Genomic DNA, 19,013 nt, shown 5'->3' with positions numbered 1-19,013 from the left:
ATTATATTTTATTCCTCCCAAAATAGTAAAAGAGCTTCTTCGATGGCAGTGGTATCGTCTGCAGTGGTATGACAATTGGGGTCGGTGCATATCCAGCGCAGGTATTGAGCGACCGCTTGTTTTTGCTGAGCGTTTAGCAATGAGAATTGTTGCTCTTTGTACTGGTCTAAATGGATAAATGTATAGACAAGGTCAAAACGGAACAGCCCTTGTAAGTCGGCAATAAGGAAAGCGGGCAGGTGAAATCGCATTCCTTCGGGGTCGAAATAGCAGAGGGCTACATAATATTGGTTGAGAAGCTCTATAGGTATCTTGTGCCAATGGGTTTGCTCATCTTGCTTGCGACAGCGGGCGCGTTCTTCGGCTGGGGCATAATCATCCATAGCATTGCCCTCGCTGAGCCCTATGCCGTTGCCCAAGGTAACGCCAGAAAAGGCTTGCTGTATGGTGTGAATGAGGTTTGTCATTTTGCTGATTTTCTCATTTGTTGATTACTACATATTTCTGAGTAGGAGCATTTTTACTCTCTACAGAAGTCATTTGTAGCACATCACCTAACAAAGGATTTATATATTTTCTTTTCATCTTATAGCGGTCAGAGAAACCTAATTCTTGTGCTATTTCTTGCAAGGTGTGAGGTTCTTGACAAAAAGCTATAATACGTTCAATAATTTTTTCTTTTTTATTACTCCTTGCCTTTTCTACTCCTTGCCTTTTTACTCCTTGAGTTTTACTCCTTGAGTTTTCTACTCCTTGAGTATATTTTTTGTTAATAACATAAGTAGTCCAACGTCCTTTGTTAGTGGATAATAGCATATCTTTTGCTACTAAGGCATAGAGTAGCTTTCCTGCTTCTAACGGATTTTTGTCAAGGAGTAATTGTACTGTATTATTAGCAATAATCCCCTCACTAAACGCTGTAGCCAAAATAAGTTGCTCTTCTTTTTCTATTTCTTTATAATCATCACCATAGATTTCCAAAAGCTGTGTTTCACATTCAGACGATATTAGTGAAATCATAGAAAGAGTAAGTTCTACCAAGTGCAAATCGGGACGTTCGCTTAATAGAGGTCTGCGCCAGTTTTCTTTTTTGCAAGCCTCTAAAATGGTAGGAAATCCAGAGCCTATATTCTCACCGAAACCAATCATTCTAAAAATGGCTTGTATATGAGGGTTTCGCGCTTTGGAGTGTCCTCCTTCATAAATATCAACTACAAGTATTTTAAGTGAACCAGGATTAGAAAATACAAACTGATTGTCATACTTCTCTACTTTCAAAACCCCTGTTAGCATATAATCAGTATGAATAATTAAATTTGTGAGTGCCTCACGAATAGCTTTGTGTAGCAAACTATCATCTTCGCGTTCCATACCTTTGAGAGTGAAAGGACGCTTGATATCGCTAATAAGTTTGGATTGTACCCGCATAAAGAAGTTATAGAGGTTATTCTCCCAACGCCCATCGTAAGTTAAGCGATCACTCCAACGGCTTTCCTCTTCTAAGTTAGTATAATCAAGATAATCCATACGGATATTATCAAAGCGTTCTCTTATAGAAAGTCCTTTGCCAAAGAGAAGCAAACCTGCCAATGTAAGCCCTTCTCTACCTGTATTTCTATCTTTGGTATAAGCTCCTATATTGAGTGAAAAATCCTTATCATCATAATCATTCCAGATATGGTCGGGGTTAGCAGTTCTAAATCTGTTGCGATAGGCACTAAGGGTAGCACTATCAATATCATCTGTATTATAGTGTTCTATCAGTATTCCGTCATTCCCGCTATCATTGGCATCGCGAATCATTGCTTTCACATCTTCTTCAGTGCAGTGATAGTCCCCCTCATAATTTCGCTTAAAGGCACCATTCATCATATTGCCATTAATATAGATAGGGCGTTACCTATAATCAGCTTGAGGAACAGTGATACACATTAAAGAAACACCTTCGTAATCTATAATTTCAACATCGCTATCAGTAAGGATATTACGATTTACTTTATTGCTATTGAGTGTATCAAAAAACTCTTTTCTCAATTTCTGTGGATTCGTAATTCCTGTAATTTCAAAATGATTGGCTTCACCTGCAAACTTGATATTTTCAGTAATACCCAAAACAATAATACCTCCAATAGTATTGGCAAAAGAAGAATAAGTTTCCCACACCGACTTTGGAATATTATTTTCGGCTTTCTTGCATTCAAAGGAGATGCGTTCTCCTACTTTTAGCAATACTTTTATATCTGTTGCATCCATAATTGATAATCAATTCTGTAATTCTTTTTAGATTGTTCTCCTCTCTACTTCACCCTACACCCAGTAGCTTCTGCAGCCTCACAAACAAAATTGTAGAGTTGCTGACTCAGTTCAGTTTCTTCTGGATGTTTGAATGAAAAATTATTAGGATGTACTACTTCATAAGGGGTTGTAGTGTGCGGAGCGTAGAATAATTTTGCGTATTCTATCAATTTCTCTTTTAAAGGACTGTTGTTATTTTCTATAATGGAAAGCAAACAGTTGTGAAATTCATCGGTTACCTTGAATATACAATTGTTTTTTGAGGGTTTCACTTTATCCAAATAACAAAATGACTGAAAGCTACACATTATGATATCCGCCTTAGAAAAATCCAGTCCATCCATTCTGTTATCTACCTTTTCAGGCGGAATAATCTCACCTTTACGCAGGTTCCCTATCTTTTCAACCCCTTCAAACGAGCAGTCGTATAACAGCACTTCAAAGGTACAGTTTTTCAGATTGGAATACCCAAAATGTGCCTTGTGGATTTCTCCACTAAATAGGCAGTTCTCTAATAGTTTACAACTATTGAACTTTAAGCGGACATTCTTTTTAATTTGGGTAAAACGACAGTCTTTTAGTGTAGCCCCTATAAAATCTCCCCATTTGTATTTGCAACCAGCAAAACTGCACGATAAGAAGGTGGCTCCATTTCCACAAATAGCATAGGCACTCAATTGAAACATGCTTTCGTCGAAAATAACGTGATCAATCACAGGGGTAAAATCGTCTGTTTCTTCAATGGCAAAATACTGCCATACCGAGCCTGTAAAATCGGCATAAGATAGGGAGGTGTGGAGGGGTTGGGATATGTTTTCCCACATATAGCCATTTCGCAAAGGAACTTGCGCTCTTTCGCCTATGAGCTTAATCCCACGAAAGTCCTGCAAGCCCCCTTCGGTAAGTCCGAAAGGAGATACACTAAGGTTTTGAGTTGCCGTGAGCACCTCTTGCAAAGTGGGATAGATATCCCAACGTCTTTTGAGTTTTGTTGATATTGCCATAGGAGTTAGTTTGCTTGCTAATTATAGGGCAAAGTATAGTATATAATTCTCTTCCCTTACCAACATCTTCGTTCATGAAGAATCACATTGTTTTTATTTATTCGTTTTTCAAGTTCTAAAAAATGCTGGAGTGTCGTCTTGGATAGATTTTTGTTGGAGAGGACTGCATCAAATGAATACACGGGGAGTTCCCACTCCGCCCCAATGATTTCAAAGGTTTCTTGTAAAGGAATAAGGTAAGTCTCCACTGTTTTATGGGGTGGTGTATATCTTTCTTTTGAGCCACCTATAGTAATGGAAGCGATGACTACCTTATCTTTGAATCTGCCCGAAAGATTATTACCTGGGAAATAGTCATATAGCACATCGTCTATCCATTTTTTTAAAAGTGCTGGCGTGCTGTACCAATAGAAAGGAAACTGTAGGACGATAAAATCAGCATTCTTTATAGCTTCTTGTTCTGCTTTTATATTGATTTGATAATCAGGATAAAGCTTGTCCAATCTACGGATACTGATTTGCTCTCCGAAATGTTTTTCTAATTCTTTTAGAATAACTTTATTCACATTGGAATTCTCTAAATGAGGATGTCCTGAGATAACTAAAATTTTACTTGCTGGTGAAAAAACCTTATATGTTTTGGACTGTGAAAACAACATAAGAGGAAATCCTACAAGAAACAATAGAAAAGAAATGTTTTTTAATGATCTCATAGTGGAATAGTATTAAATAAGCTTGGTATTCTATCTATTTACATCTTTCACATACCCAACTGTGGGCATTCGCTGGCTTTACTAAAAATAAGCGTTGAGCAGTTTCCTCCAAATCCGAAGGAATTGGACAATACATGCCTAATGGGTTTGCGCTTGAGTGTTGTCTGTGGGCGAAGAGGCACCTCTGGCATAGGGGTTTGCCAGTTCAGGTTAGGCCATACCGCTCCTTCTTGGATCGCCAAAAGGCTAAATATTGCCTCCACCGCAGAAGCTACCGCCAAGGTATGCCCTGTGAAAGGCTTCGTAGAACTAAAGTCAGGTACTTCTTCACCGAAGATACGCATAAGAGCACGGCTCTCTGAGAGGTCATTATTCACTGTGGCCGTACCATGCGCATTGATGTAATCGATATCAGAGGGGATAAGACCACTCAGATGGAGTGCTCTCTCCATAGCGAGGAAAGCCCCTTCTCCTTCTTCTGAGGAGGCCGTCTGGTGGTAGGCATCATTGGCATTGCCCCAGCCCGAGAGTACTCCCCATATCTTTCGCCCCTTCTCAAGGGCTTCCTCTTGAGATTCTAAGACGAGAAAAGCAGCGGCTTCTCCTAAGTTCAAGCCCTTGCGATGTGCATCGAAGGGAGTACAGTCCATATCGGAAAGAATCATTAGGGTATTAAAGCCGTTAATGGTGAATTTCGAAAGGGCATCAGCACCCCCTACCACAACTCTCTTGGCTCTTCGGGAGCGAATGAGCTGAGCTCCTGTGATAATAGCATTGGCAGAGGAGGAACAAGCAGTACTAAGACTTGTTACCATGCCTTTGATCCCGAAGTAATCGGCTATCTGGGCGGTTACCTCGCCTATATTGTGGGTGTGGATATAGCGACGCAGCTCAGGCGCAGTCGTATATTCATAAAAATAGCGCTCGGTAATATCCATTCCTGCGACAGAGGAAGCCATCACTAAGGGTAATTGCATAATTTCATCCTTGCTCAGCCCAGCACTCTGCAAAGCCTCACCAAGAGCTTCAATACCTAAGAAAGAAGTACGTGAATAGGCATTGACAGGGGGAATCCCCAAGGAAGCAGCAAGCTCCTCATTGGAGCGCTTGATTTCCCCTACCTTGATATGTTCCCTATGGAGGGTCTCTATATAATCTATCCGAGAAATCCCTGTGCTACCCGAGAGCAAGCCCTCTGTATGTATGGGCAGCCCCTGACCAAGAGAGGAACTGATACCCACACCAGTGATGACAATTCTATCACCCATGACTATTTGGTTCTGTGCTTTTGTATATAGTCCGCCATGGTCTGAATAGAGTAGAATATATCTCTTCCCTGCTTAGGATCAGCCAAACGAATACCATATTCCTTATCCAAAAGGACAATAAGTTCCAGAGCGTCAATAGAATCCAAACCTAAACCTTCTGCTCCAAAAAGAGGAGTATCAATCTTGATATCTTCTGGAGTCATTTCCTCCAAGTTAAGCACTTCTATTACTTTTTCTTTTAGTTCTTTAATAAGTGTATCCATTTATTTATGTTATTTATAATTTTTTGCAAAGATACAATTTTAATTACAAATGACAAATGACTAACAACAATTCTTTAGCAGTGAGCGGTGAACAGGAAACAGTGAGCAGAGGTCAGGAAACAGTGAGCAGAGGTCAGGGAACAGTGAGTGGTGAACAGTGAGTGGTGAACAGTGAGTAGGAAACAGTGAGCAATAACAAATTAATCATTGACCATTAATCATTAATCATTAATCATTGATCATTGATCATTAATCTGATACCTAAATAAATCCTAATTTCTATTAAAAACTTTTCGCTTTGAAAAAAAAAACCGACCTTTGCTCTCCCAATTACGTACTGTCACATATGAAGAGACTTTTTCAAGGAAGCATACTACTGATAGGCCTTGCAGCCCTTATACCCTCTTGTAAGAGAGAACCCAAAACCGAACCACAATCTACTGTGGTTGAGACTCCTCCACCTCCTAAGCCTGTATACGAATATGGCTTTAACCTCTTAGAATACAATATTGTCAAGGATACCCTAAAGCAGGGGGATACCTTCGGCGCCCTACTGGGAGCTCAGCATATTTCTGCTCAGAAAGTTGCTGAAATAGCCGACCTCTCCAAGGAACTAATCCGTCCAAAGAATTTCCGTGCCGGACAGCCCTATGCCTTGGTCTATGACAAAAAACAGCCTGATTCCTTAGCTTACTTTGTATACCAGCCTGATTTGTTGCACTTTATAGAAATCAAGCTCCGAGATTCTTTGGCAATTCGCAGAATAGACCGCAAGGTGACCATCGTAGAGAGAGAAGGAGGAGGGTATATCAAAAACAACCTTATCGATGATGTAATGAAGTCTGGCATGTCCTTTGCAGCTGCCTATAAGCTCTCTCAGATCTTTGACTATACCATCGACTTTTTTCACCTTCAGGAAGATGATAAGTTCAAGATTATCTATGACGAACGCTATGTGGATGATACTATCAATGCAGGCTTGGTAAGAGTGAAAGCGGCTTTCTTCGAACACAAAGGGAAACCTTACTATGCTTTTCATTTCCAGAGCGATACTACCAAAGCAGGTGGCTACTATGATGAGAATGGGAACATGATGAAGCGTATGTTCCTGAAGTCTCCTTTGGACATCTTCCGTATCACCTCCCACTATGGTATGCGCTACCATCCTATCCTCCACCGTATGAAGGGGCATTTTGGGACTGACTATGCCGCACCTACAGGAACCCCTATCCGTGCTACAGCCAGTGGAACAGTGACTCAGGCAGGTTATGGATCAGGCAACGGAAACTATGTAAAAATACGCCATGACAAGACCTACGAGACTCAATACTTACACATGTCCAAAATCATTGCTCGCAAGGGACAACATGTATCCCAAGGGGATGTAATCGGGCTGGTAGGTAGTACAGGGCTCGCCACAGGACCTCACGTATGTTACCGCTTTTGGAAAAATGGGGTGCAGATAGACCCTCTGAAGGAGAAACTCCCTGAGGCGACTCCTATCGATGGAGCTCTAAAGCCTCGGTATATGGAGTTTGTCACTCCACTGAAAAAGCAATTGGACGCCGTTCCTTATGCTAATATACAGACGACAGAGACCACTTCTGGCTCAGCCGATACCCCCGTGGATACCCTCCCTACCAAGTAACAAACCTTTAGACAACGATTAGACAATGAATATATTAAGATTTATCACTGCTGGCAGTGTAGATGATGGAAAAAGTACCCTTATCGGTCGCTTGTTATACGATAGTAAAAGTATCTTGGCCGATCAGCTCGAAGCCTTAGAACAGCAATCTAAAAATAAAAATGATGATGGAATAGACTTGGCCATTCTCACCGATGGCTTACGTGCTGAGCGAGAACAGGGTATCACTATAGATGTGGCTTACCGCTATTTCGCCACGGATAAGCGCAAGTTCATCATTGCGGATGCCCCTGGACATATACAGTACACCCGTAATATGATCACGGGTGCTTCCAACTCCGACCTTATCATCCTGCTTGTCGATGCTCGCAATGGGGTAACCGAACAGACTCGTAGACACTCTATCATTGCCTCCCTGCTTCACATCCCTGAGGTAGTGGTCGCCGTGAACAAAATGGACTTGGTGGGCTATGACCAAAAGGTATTTGACAATATCAAGAAAGAATACGAAGGTATAGCAAAACAACTAAACCTCAAGCAAGTACACTACTTCCCTATTTCTGCTTTTGTAGGAGATAATATAGTGAATACCACCAGCGCCATGCCTTGGTATCAGGGAGATTCCTTGCTTCATTTCTTAGAGAGAGTACAGATCAATAGCCATCCTTATGACAAGCCACGCTTCCAAGTGCAGTACGTGATCCGCCCTCAGACAGAGGAGCTCCACGACTATCGAGGTTATGCAGGGCAAGTCCTCTCAGGTACCTACACCAAGGGAGATACCCTGACTATCCTTCCCCAAGGGGTTACCACTTCCCTAAGCCGTATAGAAGTAGATGGAAAAGAAGTAGAAGAAGTACAAGCGGGTACTCCTGCGGTATTGCATATCAGCGATGATATAGATATCTCACGAGGGGATTATCTGGTCAAGGCTGATAGTGAGCCACATATAGAACAAACCTTGGAGGCTACCCTCTGCTGGATGGATCGCCGAGAGCTGCAAGAAGGTAGCCGATACCTACTCCAACAGCGCGCCCGCCTTACCAAGGTGATTGTCAAAGAAATTATCTATAAAATAGATGTCAATACTCTTGCCCAAGATACTGAAAGCAAGAGTGTAAAACTGAACGAGATAGCTAAGGTTCAACTCAAAGCCGCCTCGCCCCTTGTGTATGATCCTTTCGAAGAGAATCCTCCTATGGGTAGCGCTATTCTGATTGATGAAACCAGCAATGCTACTGTAGCAGGCGTTCTTATCAATGAGTTCTGAGTTTTGAGTTTTAAATTTTGAGTTACCAACAACTAACACCTAAGAACTAACAACTGTTTTTATGGACACTACAACTACTACTTCTGTAGAGAAAACTACTAAGCCACAGTGGCTTAGGGTGAAGCTCCCTACAGGAAAGAAATATACCGAGCTACGTAGCTTGGTGGACAAATATCAGCTCAATACCATTTGTACTTCTGGGAGCTGCCCTAATATGGGCGAATGCTGGGGACATGGTACCGCTACTTTTATGATTTTGGGAAATATCTGTACGCGCTCCTGCGGCTTCTGTGGGGTAAAAACAGGGCGTCCTGATACGATAGACTGGGAAGAGCCTGAAAAGGTAGCCCGCTCTATCAAGCTGATGAATATCACCCATGCGGTGATTACCTCCGTAGACCGCGACGACCTCAAGGATATGGGAAGTATCATCTGGGCAGAGACTGTCAAGGCTATTCGCCGTATGAACCCCAAGACGACACTGGAGACCCTTATCCCTGACTTCCAAGGAGTAGAGCGCAATCTCAACCGTATTTTGGCTGTAGCACCAGAGGTGATTTCCCACAATATGGAGACCGTACGCCGCCTTACCCGTGAGGTGCGTATCCAAGCCCAATACGACCGAAGCTTGGGGGTATTACGTTATCTAAAAGAAAATGGTGCTCATCGTACCAAATCGGGTATTATGCTTGGCTTGGGCGAGACCGAAGAAGAGGTCATACAAACCCTCTATGACCTAAAAGAAGCTAAGGTAGATATAGTCACCATAGGACAATACCTACAACCCTCTAAGAAGCACCTCCCTGTAAAACAATACATCACTCCTGATCAGTTCCAAAAATACAAAGAAATAGGGGATTCTTTAGGCTTCCGCCACTTCGAAAGTAGTGCTCTGGTACGCTCTTCTTACAAGGCCTATAAGCATGTAGAATAACCTAAGCCTATTTGCAACTTTCTATATAAAAAGAAGGCTGTCTTACGACAGCCTTTCTCTTTTAAAAATCACTTATATTATAGATTATTCTACGATAGTAGAGATACTTACGCGGTTCCAATCTGGTTCGCTGAACATATCTCCGATACCATTTCCTTCTGCTTGGATACGATCAGAAGAAATTTTGTAACGAGTAACCAAGATTTTCTTTACAGATTCTGCACGATCAGCAGCCAATTTTTGATTTTTCTCTAAGTTTCCTTCTGGAGAAGCATATCCTTTGATCACTACCTTGCTGTTAGGATATTTCTTAAGGTAAGTAGCGATACGCTCTACGTTAGGCAACTGAGAAGGCTCAATATTAGTTCTACCTACACGGTAAGTAACTACTGATTCCAAAGTCTTTTTGCTCTTAGTAACAGTTCTTTCGATTATTTCAGGTTTTTTGTTGCGAGCTTCTTCCAACTCTTTTTCTAACTGAGCAATACGTCTTTGGCTTTCAGAAAGCTGTCCGTCTTTTCCTCTTAGATCTTCACGAAGACCTGCCAATTGTTTGTTAAGCGCTTCCAATTCTTCTCTGTTAGAAGGTCTGGTGAAGTGGTGAGCTCCATTGCTACCTTTGAAGCGGTAAACCACACCAGCAGTTACTTGAGTCCAAGAGTTTTTGAGGTTCAACTCATTTTGAGAGTTAGATTCAGCAGGGTTTTCTACACCATCAACAAAATAGATAAGTGCTGGGCTGATTTTGATACCCCAAGCTTTGCTTTGACCTAAGTTGAACAACAAGTTAGAACCAAACTGAGCTGTCATGCTATTTAATGGAGCAGGAGCTTTTCTGTTATCAGCGCCTTGTGGGTATATGTGAGCCCAACCTAAACCAGCAAAACCTTCTAGTTCAAAGAAACGAGGTGCTTCTTTGTATCCAAGGATAAGGTTGCTAAGGTTTACAGTACCTACCAAGCTTACATTAGTTTGATCGATAAAGTTTCCATATTTAGCTTCATTGTCAAAATCAATAGGACGAACATAAGCCATTCCTTCTACTCCTAAACGGAACGCTGGAGAGATTTGTTTGCCTATCTCTGCTCCAAAAGTGGCACGAGTGTTTTTGATGAAAGCCTCACGAGTAGTCCAAGAGAATCCTCCTCCCTTAACACCTACTTGCCAGTTGTCAAAAAATTTGCTACCGCTTAGCGTTTCTTGTGCATTAGCACTTACTGCAGCTGTTAGGATAGCTGCGAGAGTTAAAATATTCTTTTTCATAAAAAAATCTTTTTTGTAAGTTCTTTTTATCATTTTAAAATTCGGCGCAAATGTATAACTTTTTTTCTACCTACCACAAATTTTATTTCTCAAACCTCGATTTTTAGCAGTTTTTCAGGTTTTTTAGCAGTTTTATACCATTTTGTTTGTTAAAGTTTTAATGAAAAAAGGGAGAGAATAGATAACTCATCACAAGCAATTTGGGAATGGATCACAATAGTTAGGTAGTAAATAGAATTAATCATTAAATCATTGGAAATTAATTATTTTTTTGTATCTTTGCTGCTGCATAAAAGAGAGAAGCCAGCAATTCTCAGCGTTGGGTATGTAGTGAAGAGCTACAATATATCTTTGAAAACTAAAAACTAACAACAGGTTATGAATAGAATTACATTTTTTAGTATGGCCATGGCCTTAGTTCCATTAGCAGGTATGGCACAGGAGCAAGGAGATGCTCCTGTGGTAGAGGAAAAGGAACACTTCTTTACTCTATCAGGACAGCTTCGTCCACGTTTTGAATACCGTAATGGTGCGTATCAAGCCCTACAAGAAGGGGAAGAACCTGCTATTTTGGTCAATAACCGTCTACGATTGAATATGGATTATCGTTTTCGCCAAGACCTACAGCTGTATGTGTCCTTGCAACAGGTGAATATCTGGGGACAAGCACCACAGGTACAAGTGATTGATCGTACAGGAGGGCTCTCGGTATTCGAGGCCTATGCAGCGCTACCTCTGGGAGGAGGATTTGACCTTAAGCTCGGTCGCCAACAGATTGTCTTGGACGAAGATCGTATCTTCGGCTCTCTTGACTGGCATCCTGCCGGACGGGCTCATGATGCAGTGAATATCAACTGGAGACCGGTGGAGAACCTCTACCTGCGCTCTTTCTTCGCTTTCAATCAAAACTACTTGGATGGCAAGGCTGCCACTGACAAAATCAATGGTAATGTAAACAACCCTAAGGGACAATACTTCACCCCTGGACAACCTTATCAGCATATGGAAGCCCTACATGCTCACTATGCTTTCACTCCAGAGCAGCAACTTTCCTTCCTTTTTGCCAACTTAGGACTACGCAACGATGACAAAGCGGATTACAACATGCAAACCTTTGGCGTACACTACCGCGGACGTTCCGAAAGCCTATCCTATGGAGCAGAAGCCTATCTACAAACAGGAAAAAACAATACAGGAGCTACTAAGGAAGCCTATCTCTTGGCTGCCATGGTAGGATACAAATTCCTCCCCTCACTATCGGCCACTATGGGTATAGACTACCTCAGTGGTAACAATACTCCAGATAGCTCTGACAAGGATAAGGTATTCACCCCTTTCAGTGGTACCAACCATAAGTTCTATGGCTTTATGGACTACTATTATGTAAGCTACACTCCTAAAGTAGGACTCTTCAACCCTTACATCAGTGCCACTGTAAAGACAAGTGAAAAAGGAAACCTTTCTGCTACAGGACACTACTTCCGTTCTGCAGGCAAGATAGATGGCAAAACTCGCAACTTAGGGGTAGAAGCTGACCTAGTATATACTCATAAGCTACAACCTTTTGCTTCTCTACAAGTGGGCTATTCCGTACATAAAGTATCTGGTAGCTACAATACCTTACGCGGTTTTTCAGCTACCCGCCCTTGGCAAGATTGGTTCTGGTGTAGTATCAATATCAACCCTACGATGCTTAAGCTCTAAGAGAACTGTGGAAATGGCTGCCTTGTCACAGGAAAAATTTTCCTATTCTGATAATTTTTCGTACCTTTGTGGCGCAGCTTTTCTTTTGAAACTCTTGGGCTGAATAGTAATATACATGTAATGAAACGATATACCGTCTTAGGAGGAGGCTCTTGGGCTACGGCCATAGTAAAGATCCTTACCGAGAACCTTCCTCAGATCACTTGGTACATGCGCAATGAACATGCTATAGAGCATATCCGACAGTACCGCCACAACCCCAACTATCTCTCCTCAGTGGAGCTTCATACCGAGAAGCTTCACCTGACAAGCAACATCAATGAGGCTATAGAAGAAGCTGACTATATAATCTTTGTCATTCCTTCAGCCTTCTTGGTACAAGAACTCTCCAAGCTCACCCTTTCACTTAAGGAAAAGGTAGTATTCTCAGCTATCAAGGGGATTGTTCCTGAATCGGGCTTGGTAGTAGGTGAGCACCTGATACAAGCCTATGGGATCAACCCACTAAATGTAGGGGTGATCACAGGTCCCTGCCACGCAGAAGAGGTCGCACTGGAGCGACTCTCCTACCTAACTATCGCTTGTGAAGACCTTCTCAAAGCCGAAGAAATGGCCTCTGCCCTACGCTGTACCTTTATCCGCACCAAGATCAGTGAGGATATCATAGGAGTAGAGTATGGAGCTATGCTCAAGAATATCTATGCCATCGCGGCGGGAATCGCCCATGGCTTGGGGTATGGGGATAACTTTCAGAGTGTGCTAATGAGCAATGCCATACGCGAGATGGAGCGCTATGTGGATACCATTCACCCTATAGCACGCAACATCAACCAGTCGGCCTACTTGGGAGACCTCTTGGTTACAGGCTACTCCGCTTTCAGCCGTAACCGCCTCTTTGGTAGTATGATAGGTAAAGGGTACTCAGTGCGCAGTGCCTTTATGGAAATGAATATGGTCGCTGAAGGATACTATGCCGTGGAGAATGCCTACAAGATCAACCAGCGACAAGCATTACCTGCTTACACTCCTATTCTCAACGCCGTATACAAAGTACTCTACCTACACCACTCTGCACGTGAAACCTTCCAAAAACTCACTGAAGAAATGGACTAATAGAGTGAAGAATAATCTTGGAGATACAAGTTATCTAAATAAAATAGGAAGTGAACTTGAGGTTCACTTCCTATTTTTGTCTACTCTTGTAGCATATTTGCCTGTGCAGCTCTCACTTCATTCTTCACTTATTAATAGTTGTCTGTCGGTGCAACAAAGACTTCTTCTTTGTGTTTTACCCCAGAGATACGCTCTTGTAGGTGTTGGAATATTACGAAGAGTACCGGAATGACGATCAACCCAAAGAAAGTACCGATGAGCTGGCCTATAGCGGCACCTGTCGCTACCGAGCGGTTACCGGCAGCTCCCACTCCTGAAGCAAATACCAAAGGTAATAGCCCCACGATAAAGGCAAAAGAGGTCATCAAGATCGGACGCAAACGTGCCATAGCGGCATTAATCGCAGCCTTGGAGAGACTCTCGCCATGTCGGCGCCTTTGTATGGCAAATTCCACAATCAAAATGGCATTCTTAGCCAAAAGCCCCATGAGCATAATCAATGAAATCTGGAAATAAATATTATTCTCCAAGCCAAAGAGCCATTGCCCCAAATATGCCCCAAAGATACCAAAAGGCAAAGACATAAGTACTGAAAGCGGCAAGATATAGCTCTCATACTGAGCCGAAAGGATAAAGTAAGTAAATATCAAGCTCAAGAGGAAAATAACAATCGTCTGTGAACCTGCGTTTTGCTCCTCGCGGGTAAGACCAGTATAGTCAATTCCATAATTACTATTGAGCTTCTGAGCTGCTACTTCTTCTATTGCTTTTACCACATCCCCTGTACTATAGCCTTCGTTGGTAGCCGCGGATATATCCACAGAAGTATAGAGGTTATAACGACTAATTGCCTGAGGCCCAAATACACGATTTAGGGTTACATACTCTGATATAGGCGCCATCTCTCCTGTACCTGTCTTCACAAAGAGATTGTTGAGACTATTGACATCCTTACGATCCTCTGGTAATGCTTGCACCATCACACGGAATTGTTTTCCGTATAGCGTAAAGTCAGTAGCATAATACCCTCCTATATAGTTCTGTAAGGTAGAAAGAATGGTACTTACCGCTATTCCTGACTGCATGGCACGTTCTACATTGATATCCATCTGATACTGAGGAAAATCGGTATTGAAAGAGGTTTGGGCATACTGCACTTCAGGACGTGCATTAAGGGCTGCCATAAACTCTTGAGTAACCTTATTGATCTCAGTAACATCGGCACCCGATTTGTTTAGTAAAGCAAAAGATACCCCTGCTCCCATACCAAATCCTGATACAGCAGGCGGTTGGAAAAAGAGAATACGTGCATCCTTAATCTTAGATGCCGCAGCAAAAGCCTTGCCTATAATAGCGTCTATACTTTGGTCAGGGTGCTTAGCACGTTCCTCAAAAGGCTTGAGGGTAAAAAAGCCCATACCATTGTTGCTACCTGCACCAGAGAGCATCCCATTCCCTGTTACAAAGGTAAAGTTTTCCACTCCAGGAATCTCATTGAGGTCTTTGCTTACCTCGCGCAACTGATTGGCTACACGCTCCATAGAAGCTCCAGGTATCATGGAAGCATCCATCAGCACAAAACCTTGGTCTTCGTTGGGGACAAATCCCTTTTGTAAGTTATTATTTGCAAAGTAAATTCCTGCCCCTGCTACAGCAAAGAGCACTAAGGTGACCCATTTGTGACGGAGGAAGAACGTAAAGGTCTGTCCGTACTTAAGCGTAGCGGCATCAAAAGCTATATTGAACTTATGGAAGAACTTACCCATCCATGACTTATTCTGATATTCTTTATCTCCGTGGGGTTTGAGGAAGAGTGAACAGAGTACCGGACTGAGAGTAAGCGCATTGACAGCCGAAATAAAGATCGCAACAATCAGAGTAACCCCGAATTGCTTATAGAATACCCCTGTTGTCCCCTCAATAAAGGTAACAGGTACAAATACTGCTGCCATGACCAAGGTAATAGAGATAATGGCTCCTGTAATCTCGTTCATAGCCGAGATCGTTGCAGGTTTGGCTTTTTCTCCCGTATGTTCCATCTTGGAATGGACGGCCTCGACGACGACAATCGCGTCGTCCACCACAATACCAATAGCCAATACCAAAGCAAACAAAGTAAGCATATTGATAGAATACCCAAAGATATTGAGGAAGAAGAACGTACCGACAATGGATACTGGTACCGCAATAGCTGGAATCAATGTAGAACGGAAATCTTGTAGGAAAAGATATACCACCAAGAACACCAAAAGGAAGGCTTCCAAGAGGGTAGAAACCACCTTAGAAATAGCAGCATTGAGGAAGGTATTCACATTGAAGTTAATCGAATAAGTCACCCCTTCAGGGAGTGTTTTCTCGATAGACTTGAGGTATGTTTCTATGTTCTGTACCACTGCATGTGCATTAGCCCCTGGTGTCTGAGAAATTCCCATGGCAATAGCTGGGCGCCCCTTACTCTCGGAGAAGCTTGTATAGCCCATGGCATCAAGCTCCACCTTTGCTACATCTTTTAAGCGAAGGATACGCCCTCCTTCCATAGCTTTAAGTACAATGTTTTCATACTCGGAAACTTTATTATATTTTCCCTTGTACTTAATAGTATATTCGTAAGAACTCCCACTGTTCTGCCCCAAGGTACCGGCAGCCGCTTCCAAGCTCTGAGAAGAAATAGCTGCAGTAACCTCTGTTGGGTTCAGCTTATATGCCTGAAGCTTCTGTGGGTCCAGCCATATACGCATAGAGTAGTTTTTCCCTCCGAACTCCTCGGCATCACCTACTCCAGTGATACGCTTGAGTCCTGGAATCACATTGATCGCCAAGTAATTCTCCAAGAATACCTCATCTATTTCAGGGTTATCCGAGAAGAAAGTAAGGAACATCAGGTTACCTGCCTCACGCTTCTCTACGGTTACCCCTGCTTGTTTTACCTCAGCAGGGAGAATCGCATTGGCATACGATACACGGTTCTGTACCAACACCGCAGCATTGTCTGGATCCATTCCATTTTTGAAATATACCGTGATATTCGCTGAACCACTATTGGAAGCAGAGGAGACAATATAGTCCATATTCTCCACCCCGTTGATTTGTTCTTCGAGTGGAATTACTACCGCCTTGAGCACGGTCTCCGCATTGGCACCTCCATAACTTGCCCTTACCGATACGGTTACAGGAGCAATATCTGGGTATTGTGATACAGGAAGTGAAAGGATTCCCAATACCCCCAAGATCACTATCAAGATAGAAATTACCGTTGATAGCACCGGTCTGTTAATAAAACTTTTTATCATAAAACACTAATTATTCTTTGTTCGTTTTTTTAAATTATTTGAAAGGGCAAATTATCCTCTTTGAAAGGGCGAATTGCCTCTCTTTGAAAGGCGAATTGCAATTCGCCCCTACAGTCCTACTAAAATTCTTGGCGGGTAGGACGTAGCGTAATTTCGTTAATCGCTACCTCTTCTGGTTCATTAATGGCATAAGCTATCGCTCTGGCCACAGAGGAGGCAGGAATCTCATATGCCTTATAGAAAGCTTGTATATTCTCGCTGGCTTCAGGGTCGGAACTGCCATACTTGAGTTCGCTCTCCACTGCCCCAGGGTAAAGAGTGGTTACACGGATATTATCCTTAGCCACTTCCACACGTAAGCCCTCGCTAATGGCTTTGACGGCAAACTTGGTACCGCTATACACCGTACCACGACCTGCTGCCACTCGCAAGCCTGCCACCGACGATAGGTTAATGATATGCCCACTGTGTTGCTGCTGCATCGTAGGCAATACCGCCGCGATGCCATAGAGCACCCCTTTTACATTAATATCAATCATCTTGTCCCATTCTTCCACTTTGAGTTTGTCCAAAGTAGCTTGAGGCATAATCCCTGCATTGTTAATCAGTACATCAATACGACCATACGTCTTGAGTGTCTCCTCTGCAATACGCTCCACATCACTTTGTACAGCCACATCGGCAACTACCACGAGGGCTTCGCCCCCTTGCGAGATGATTTGAGAAGCTAATTTTTCCAGACGCTCCTTACGCCGAGCGGCTAAAACTACCTTAGCTCCATATTTTGCCAAGAGCAAGGCAGTAGCTTCTCCCAGTCCACTGCTGGCACCGGTGATAATCACTACTTTATTTTTGATATTTTCGGTCATAATTACTGTATGTTACTTTGTCTGATTGTGGATAAAGACTTCTGTTGCTTACCCTGTGAGTCGAAATTCTCTGGGGAAAGCCATTTCTCAAGAGCGCGTTTGTTAGCTTCCCATTCCTTATCTATCATAGCAAACCAAGCGGTATCGCGCGAACGCCCTTTGTAAACCACTGCCTGCCTGAATGTACCCTCATATACAAAGCCCAAGCGTTCCGCAGCACGGCGCGAAGGTGCATTAAGGCTGTCACATTTCCATTCGTAACGCCTGTATTGGAGGGTCTCAAATACATATTTTGCCAACAAATACTGCGCTTCTGTAGCCATACGCGTACGCTGCAAAGCTGGCGAATAGTTCACCCATCCCACTTCTATCACTCTATTTTTAGGGTCTATACGCATTAGGGCAAGCGTACCCACGGCTTTTCGCGTTTGCTTATCTACAATCGTCAGAAAATAAGGGTCGGTAGAGGCTTCCTGCTTGGTGAGTAAAGCGTGCAACTCCTCTTTGTTCTTTGCAGGAGCTATAGATAAATACGTCCAATCGGGCATCACAGCATTGGCTTCCAAATAGAAATCACTCAAATCGTCTAAGTGTTTGGCTACCGAAAGAGGTTCCAACAGGCAATAATTTCCCTCTAAGAGGGTTATATGAGGGGTTTCTCCTACTGAAAAATCAGCTAATGCTTCCCCTATAGGTTGATTGTATTGGTTTGTGATCATAAAATTAATATCTTTCATCGGCTATTTTTGCCAATCTATCTTATATAGAAAATCTTTCATTGTCATTATCTCTGTTTCTTCAAAAGGATTTAGCACTAACAAGTCATTATCTTCTGTAATCAGATAGTCCGCAGAAGCATCTCTTGCTAAACAAAGCAAAAAATTATCCTTTTCATCTCGGCACGAAATAATATCATCAGTAGTAACTTCTACAAAATCGGCTACTTCTTCTATCATCTCTACCAATTCGCTAAGTTCTTCCAAAGGAAAAAATCTACGAAACTTAGGACGCTGAGCAACTTCTACAAACTCCCCCACTAACTCACTACTGAAAATAAGTTGTATCCTCTCCTGAAAAAGAAGCTTATCTATCACGGAATAATCTCGAGAAATAAGAAACCTAATCCATAGATTGGTATCTATAATTACTCTTTTACTTCTTTTCTTCATAACGTTTTGCCCTTACTTTTTCTACTTCCTTGGTAATTTCCTCCAAAGAGGGCGCATTGGCTTCATTTTTCTTACGAAAACGCTCTATTACTTGTAGAAAAGGATTGCTTTTTCTATCCTTAATGGCTATTAATTGTAAATCCGCGAGGTTTTTTAATAATTCCTCCGCTTTAGGATTGAGTATATCTATCGTTAAAACACTCATTGTTA

General features: G+C 42.4%; 18 protein-coding genes. 5 read left to right on the top strand and 13 right to left on the bottom strand.

Annotated features, from left to right (window positions below; all coding sequences use genetic code 11):
- Positions 1–8 precede the first annotated feature (8 nt).
- From CGC50_RS08645 to CGC50_RS08620, 7 genes are all read right to left on the bottom strand, one after another.
- On the bottom strand, positions 9–467 hold the full coding sequence (locus CGC50_RS08645) for a DUF6714 family protein (protein ID WP_095910501.1): 459 nt from the start codon (positions 465–467) through the stop codon (positions 9–11).
- Between the two features lie 13 nt (positions 468–480).
- Positions 481–1,869, bottom strand: coding sequence for an ATP-binding protein (locus tag CGC50_RS08640; protein ID WP_232781081.1), 1,389 nt, complete (start codon positions 1,867–1,869; stop codon positions 481–483).
- 27 nt (positions 1,870–1,896) lie between these two features.
- Positions 1,897–2,253, bottom strand: a complete 357-nt coding sequence (locus tag CGC50_RS14105; RefSeq protein WP_232781079.1) for an AlbA family DNA-binding domain-containing protein — start codon at positions 2,251–2,253, stop codon at positions 1,897–1,899.
- A gap of 44 nt (positions 2,254–2,297) precedes the next feature.
- Positions 2,298–3,299, bottom strand: a complete 1,002-nt coding sequence (locus CGC50_RS08635) for a pentapeptide repeat-containing protein (protein WP_095910500.1) — start codon at positions 3,297–3,299, stop codon at positions 2,298–2,300.
- 56 nt (positions 3,300–3,355) lie between these two features.
- Positions 3,356–3,958 (bottom strand): NAD(P)H-dependent oxidoreductase, encoded by a 603-nt coding sequence (locus tag CGC50_RS08630; protein ID WP_262482353.1) that lies wholly within the window; start codon positions 3,956–3,958, stop codon positions 3,356–3,358.
- Between the two features lie 101 nt (positions 3,959–4,059).
- Positions 4,060–5,280, bottom strand: coding sequence for a beta-ketoacyl-[acyl-carrier-protein] synthase family protein (locus tag CGC50_RS08625; RefSeq protein WP_095910498.1), 1,221 nt, complete (start codon positions 5,278–5,280; stop codon positions 4,060–4,062).
- 2 nt (positions 5,281–5,282) lie between these two features.
- Entirely contained in the window at positions 5,283–5,543 is a 261-nt protein-coding gene (locus CGC50_RS08620; RefSeq protein WP_095910497.1) for a phosphopantetheine-binding protein, read from the bottom strand.
- A 346-nt stretch (positions 5,544–5,889) separates the two neighbouring features.
- On the opposite strand from CGC50_RS08620, the gene CGC50_RS08615 reads away from it, so the two are divergent.
- From CGC50_RS08615 to lipA, 3 genes are all read left to right on the top strand, one after another.
- Positions 5,890–7,191 (top strand): M23 family metallopeptidase, encoded by a 1,302-nt coding sequence (locus CGC50_RS08615; protein WP_002665863.1) that lies wholly within the window; start codon positions 5,890–5,892, stop codon positions 7,189–7,191.
- A gap of 25 nt (positions 7,192–7,216) precedes the next feature.
- A complete protein-coding gene (locus CGC50_RS08610; RefSeq protein WP_002665696.1) occupies positions 7,217–8,461 on the top strand; it encodes a sulfate adenylyltransferase subunit 1 in 1,245 nt (414 codons plus the stop codon).
- Positions 8,462–8,522: 61 nt separating this feature from the next.
- Positions 8,523–9,395, top strand: a complete 873-nt coding sequence (gene lipA / locus CGC50_RS08605) for a lipoyl synthase (protein ID WP_095910496.1) — start codon at positions 8,523–8,525, stop codon at positions 9,393–9,395.
- Positions 9,396–9,479: 84 nt separating this feature from the next.
- Here lipA and CGC50_RS08600 read toward each other — a convergent pair whose 3' ends face one another.
- A complete protein-coding gene (locus CGC50_RS08600; protein ID WP_095911328.1) occupies positions 9,480–10,658 on the bottom strand; it encodes an OmpA family protein in 1,179 nt (392 codons plus the stop codon).
- Between the two features lie 378 nt (positions 10,659–11,036).
- Here CGC50_RS08600 and CGC50_RS08595 point away from each other — a divergent pair, with 378 nt between their 5' ends.
- Both CGC50_RS08595 and CGC50_RS08590 read left to right on the top strand, forming a co-directional pair.
- The gene (locus CGC50_RS08595; protein WP_095910495.1) at positions 11,037–12,362 is read left to right on the top strand and encodes an alginate export family protein; all 1,326 of its coding nucleotides are present in this window, start codon (positions 11,037–11,039) and stop codon (positions 12,360–12,362) included.
- Between the two features lie 120 nt (positions 12,363–12,482).
- Complete coding sequence (locus CGC50_RS08590) at positions 12,483–13,475, top strand: NAD(P)H-dependent glycerol-3-phosphate dehydrogenase (RefSeq protein ID WP_002665787.1); 993 nt, start codon at positions 12,483–12,485, stop codon at positions 13,473–13,475.
- 131 nt (positions 13,476–13,606) lie between these two features.
- On the opposite strand, the gene CGC50_RS08585 is transcribed toward CGC50_RS08590, so the two are convergent.
- From CGC50_RS08585 to CGC50_RS08565, 5 genes are all read right to left on the bottom strand, one after another.
- Positions 13,607–16,765, bottom strand: a complete 3,159-nt coding sequence (locus tag CGC50_RS08585; protein ID WP_095910494.1) for an efflux RND transporter permease subunit — start codon at positions 16,763–16,765, stop codon at positions 13,607–13,609.
- A gap of 119 nt (positions 16,766–16,884) precedes the next feature.
- Positions 16,885–17,634 (bottom strand): SDR family oxidoreductase, encoded by a 750-nt coding sequence (locus CGC50_RS08580; RefSeq protein WP_095910493.1) that lies wholly within the window; start codon positions 17,632–17,634, stop codon positions 16,885–16,887.
- 2 nt (positions 17,635–17,636) lie between these two features.
- Positions 17,637–18,353, bottom strand: coding sequence for a GNAT family N-acetyltransferase (locus CGC50_RS08575; protein ID WP_095911327.1), 717 nt, complete (start codon positions 18,351–18,353; stop codon positions 17,637–17,639).
- Between the two features lie 21 nt (positions 18,354–18,374).
- Positions 18,375–18,803 (bottom strand): putative toxin-antitoxin system toxin component, PIN family, encoded by a 429-nt coding sequence (locus CGC50_RS08570; RefSeq protein ID WP_095910492.1) that lies wholly within the window; start codon positions 18,801–18,803, stop codon positions 18,375–18,377.
- Positions 18,787–19,008, bottom strand: a complete 222-nt coding sequence (locus CGC50_RS08565) for a hypothetical protein (protein ID WP_095910491.1) — start codon at positions 19,006–19,008, stop codon at positions 18,787–18,789. Before CGC50_RS08565 ends, CGC50_RS08570 begins: the two co-directional genes overlap by 17 nt.
- Positions 19,009–19,013 lie beyond the last annotated feature (5 nt).

This window comes from Capnocytophaga gingivalis (assembly GCF_002302415.1).
GTDB lineage: Bacteria > Bacteroidota > Bacteroidia > Flavobacteriales > Flavobacteriaceae > Capnocytophaga > Capnocytophaga gingivalis.
The sequence above is the reverse complement of the archived record's forward strand: the minus strand, read 5'-3'. Positions and strand labels throughout refer to the sequence as shown.

What these genes read in the sequence shown, in the direction of transcription:
- CGC50_RS08645 (WP_095910501.1), bottom strand. Translation starts at nt 467, where the DNA reads ATGACAAACCTCATTCACACCATACAGCAAGCCTTTTCTGGCGTTACC.
- CGC50_RS08640 (WP_232781081.1), bottom strand. Translation starts at nt 1,869, where the DNA reads ATGAATGGTGCCTTTAAGCGAAATTATGAGGGGGACTATCACTGCACT.
- CGC50_RS14105 (WP_232781079.1), bottom strand. Translation starts at nt 2,253, where the DNA reads ATGGATGCAACAGATATAAAAGTATTGCTAAAAGTAGGAGAACGCATC.
- CGC50_RS08635 (WP_095910500.1), bottom strand. Translation starts at nt 3,299, where the DNA reads ATGGCAATATCAACAAAACTCAAAAGACGTTGGGATATCTATCCCACT.
- CGC50_RS08630 (WP_262482353.1), bottom strand. Translation starts at nt 3,958, where the DNA reads ATGTTGTTTTCACAGTCCAAAACATATAAGGTTTTTTCACCAGCAAGT.
- CGC50_RS08625 (WP_095910498.1), bottom strand. Translation starts at nt 5,280, where the DNA reads ATGGGTGATAGAATTGTCATCACTGGTGTGGGTATCAGTTCCTCTCTT.
- CGC50_RS08620 (WP_095910497.1), bottom strand. Translation starts at nt 5,543, where the DNA reads ATGGATACACTTATTAAAGAACTAAAAGAAAAAGTAATAGAAGTGCTT.
- CGC50_RS08615 (WP_002665863.1), top strand. Translation starts at nt 5,890, where the DNA reads ATGAAGAGACTTTTTCAAGGAAGCATACTACTGATAGGCCTTGCAGCC.
- CGC50_RS08610 (WP_002665696.1), top strand. Translation starts at nt 7,217, where the DNA reads ATGAATATATTAAGATTTATCACTGCTGGCAGTGTAGATGATGGAAAA.
- lipA (WP_095910496.1), top strand. Translation starts at nt 8,523, where the DNA reads ATGGACACTACAACTACTACTTCTGTAGAGAAAACTACTAAGCCACAG.
- CGC50_RS08600 (WP_095911328.1), bottom strand. Translation starts at nt 10,658, where the DNA reads ATGAAAAAGAATATTTTAACTCTCGCAGCTATCCTAACAGCTGCAGTA.
- CGC50_RS08595 (WP_095910495.1), top strand. Translation starts at nt 11,037, where the DNA reads ATGAATAGAATTACATTTTTTAGTATGGCCATGGCCTTAGTTCCATTA.
- CGC50_RS08590 (WP_002665787.1), top strand. Translation starts at nt 12,483, where the DNA reads ATGAAACGATATACCGTCTTAGGAGGAGGCTCTTGGGCTACGGCCATA.
- CGC50_RS08585 (WP_095910494.1), bottom strand. Translation starts at nt 16,765, where the DNA reads ATGATAAAAAGTTTTATTAACAGACCGGTGCTATCAACGGTAATTTCT.
- CGC50_RS08580 (WP_095910493.1), bottom strand. Translation starts at nt 17,634, where the DNA reads ATGACCGAAAATATCAAAAATAAAGTAGTGATTATCACCGGTGCCAGC.
- CGC50_RS08575 (WP_095911327.1), bottom strand. Translation starts at nt 18,353, where the DNA reads ATGATCACAAACCAATACAATCAACCTATAGGGGAAGCATTAGCTGAT.
- CGC50_RS08570 (WP_095910492.1), bottom strand. Translation starts at nt 18,803, where the DNA reads ATGAAGAAAAGAAGTAAAAGAGTAATTATAGATACCAATCTATGGATT.
- CGC50_RS08565 (WP_095910491.1), bottom strand. Translation starts at nt 19,008, where the DNA reads ATGAGTGTTTTAACGATAGATATACTCAATCCTAAAGCGGAGGAATTA.